A 2647-nucleotide genomic window follows, 5' to 3' on the forward strand; every position below is an offset into this window, starting at 1 on the left:
TAGCAATAACAATGGCAAAAATCAACTTCATCAGACAACTTTCAACCCCTAACCCGCAACCTTCAACTCGCAATTATTTAAACATCATCATAATCCACAACTATCTCACTAGAGGTTGGATGAGCTTGACAAGTTAAAATTAATCCGTCAGCAATTTCTTTATCAGTTAATATCGTGTTCTTTTTCATCTCAGCAGAACCGGTAGTAATTCGTGCCAAACAACTGCTGCAAATACCTCCTTGACAAGAATAAGGAGCATCTAAACCTTGTTTTAACGCAGCTTCTAACACGTTTTGTTTTTGCGACATCTCAAAGGAAGTTTCATCACCGTCTAACAAAATGGTGATTTTAGTATGACCTTCTAACGATTTGCTAATAGTGTTTTCAGCAATAGAAGCCGAGAACAACTCGAATTTGATATCTTTTTCTTTAACGTTATTTTCCTTTAAAACGTGGCTTACAGTATTGATCATTTCTTCCGGACCACATAAATAGAACTTGTCAAACTCTTTCTCTTTGTGTTTGTTTTTCAATACAAAATTTACTGTCGATTTTACAATTCTTCCAAACAATTGATCCTCGGCTTTTTGTTGGCTAAACACATAATGTACAAAAAATCGACCCACATATTTTAATTGTAAATTGTGCAATTGTTTATAAAAAATCGTTTCATCGGCTGTTTTATTTCCGTAAACCAATACAAAAGTACTGTTTGGCTCTTTTTCTAAAACCGTTTGCAAAATAGACATAACCGGTGTAATTCCACTGCCGGCAACAAAAGCAGCATAATTTTTTTGTCGGGATATATCCGGTTCAAAAGTAAATTTTCCTTCGGGAGTGCCCACTTCAATCACTTTCCCAACAGTTAATTGTTCGTTGGCAAACTTTGAAAAATAGCCGTTTTTGATTGCTTTTACGGCTATTCGTAACTCGCCACTTTCCGGAGTGGAACAAATGGAATAGGCTCGGCGAATGTCAGTGCCGTCTAAAGTCAGTTTTAAATTGATGTATTGTCCGGCAATAAATTGATAGTTTGCTTGTAACTCTTCGGGGACAGAAAATACAATGGAAACGGCGGAAGCAGTTTCTTTAGTAATTTCTTTTATAGCAAGTTTATAGAATGATGACATGGATTGTAATTTTTTACAAAGGTAATAAACCCACAGTTTTACAAATTGTAAAAAAATCAAAATTTTATACCTAAGTTTCCATTGTATAAGACAGTTATGTATATTTGTTTTTCAAATTTGCATCAAATGAAAAACTCATCGTTGTACAAAGGAAGTCTTAACACCATTATAATGAAGCTTTTGGAAGAAAATGGCCGAATGTATGGGTATGAAATTACACAAAAAGTAAAAGCCATCACGTTGGGTGAATTAAACATTACCGAAGGAGCTTTGTATCCCGCATTACACAAATTAGAAGCTGAAGGTTTGCTGGAAGTGGAAGTAGAAAAAGTGGACAACCGCTTACGTAAATACTACAAACTCACCGAAAAAGGCACCAAAGAAACCGTGAACCGATTGGCGGAACTGGAAGAATTTATCAAGAATATGCAGAACATTGTGAATCCTAAATTGAGTTATTAATTGTTATGGGACCAAAAGTAAACCGAGAACAGATAGAACGCCTCTACCGTTTCACTCGCGAACATTTTGTAGAACATTATGACTTACAAACCGAATTGGTGGATCATCTTTCCAATGCAATTGAAGAACAATGGAAAGAAAATCCTAAATTATCTTTTGAAGAAGCCTTACAAAAGGAATTTAAGAAGTTTGGAGTTTTTGGGTTTGGTGACGTGGTTGAAAAGAGACAAAACGCCATGCAAAAAAGATATTTCAAGTTCGTTTGGACACATTTCGTCTCATTTTTCAAACTTCCCAAAATCCTATTGACAATAGGAATTATAGGTATAGTGTTTCAATTACTGCACTTTTTCCCTTATCAAGAATTCATTATTTATGCTTTGATTTTATTCTTTGTAGTGGCTTTTGGATTGTGGCAGTTTAAAACCTATCGATTATTGAAAAAACATAAAAAAGAAAGTAGAAAACGTTGGCTCATGGAAGAAATTATTTACCAATTTGGTTTGGGAACTGCTTTTCCGGTGATGTTTCAGCTTTTCTTTCATGTTTCAAAATTTGGGTCATACGGATTGGAAAGTTGGCAATCACAATTATTTTTTTCCATACTTTTTGTTGTACTGACCTTGTTTTTTTACATCATGATTAAAATAATTCCTTCCAAAGCAAAACACTATTTAGAGCGTACTTATCCTGAATATGCATTTGTAGAATAAATCTGTAACAAAAATAGCTAGTTGATTACTAATTAAAACATTAAAAGCAACTCCTATGATCAAACAATTTCTCTCACTCGAATGGAAATCATTTATTAGATCGGCTTCTTTTCAAACCAATTTGGCAATAAAAATTTTGATGCTTTTTGGAGCTCTGTATTTTATAGTGGTTTTTTCGATTTTAGGAGCAGGTTCCTATTTTATCATTGAAGATGTGATGAAAACTGAACCTTTTGCAGTTATCAATCGATTCCTTATTTATTATTTTGTTTTTGATATAGTATTTCGCTTTTTCTTACAAAAAACTCCGGTTATGAATATCAAACCGTTGTTGTATATCAA

4 protein-coding genes are annotated in these 2647 nt (G+C 33.7%); 3 read left to right on the forward strand and 1 reads right to left on the reverse strand.

The genetic code is table 11. The features are described from left to right. Positions 1-77: 77 nt before the first annotated feature. Positions 78-1130: a 2Fe-2S iron-sulfur cluster-binding protein gene (locus ACIQ2S_RS12800; protein WP_396176604.1), complete on the reverse strand. Its 1053-nt coding sequence runs from the start codon at positions 1128-1130 to the stop codon at positions 78-80. 126 nt (positions 1131-1256) lie between these two features. Between ACIQ2S_RS12800 and ACIQ2S_RS12805 the strand changes: the two genes are divergently transcribed. The 3 genes from ACIQ2S_RS12805 to ACIQ2S_RS12815 form a co-directional block, all read left to right on the forward strand. Then, on the forward strand, positions 1257-1592 hold the full coding sequence (locus tag ACIQ2S_RS12805) for a PadR family transcriptional regulator (RefSeq protein WP_396176606.1): 336 nt from the start codon (positions 1257-1259) through the stop codon (positions 1590-1592). Positions 1593-1597: 5 nt separating this feature from the next. Then, a complete protein-coding gene (locus tag ACIQ2S_RS12810; protein ID WP_396176608.1) occupies positions 1598-2305 on the forward strand; it encodes a hypothetical protein in 708 nt (235 codons plus the stop codon). A 55-nt stretch (positions 2306-2360) separates the two neighbouring features. Further along, positions 2361-2647: DUF5687 family protein (locus tag ACIQ2S_RS12815; RefSeq protein ID WP_396176610.1), on the forward strand; the 287-nt coding region annotated here is incomplete at its 3' end.

Source organism: Flavobacterium sp. (assembly GCF_044371705.1).
In the GTDB taxonomy this organism is placed as follows: Bacteria; Bacteroidota; Bacteroidia; order Flavobacteriales; family Flavobacteriaceae; genus Flavobacterium.

Coding starts and splice junctions, on each gene's coding strand:
- ACIQ2S_RS12800 (WP_396176604.1), bottom strand. CDS start 1,130: ATGTCATCATTCTATAAACTTGCTATAAAAGAAATTACTAAAGAAACT.
- ACIQ2S_RS12805 (WP_396176606.1), top strand. CDS start 1,257: ATGAAAAACTCATCGTTGTACAAAGGAAGTCTTAACACCATTATAATG.
- ACIQ2S_RS12810 (WP_396176608.1), top strand. CDS start 1,598: ATGGGACCAAAAGTAAACCGAGAACAGATAGAACGCCTCTACCGTTTC.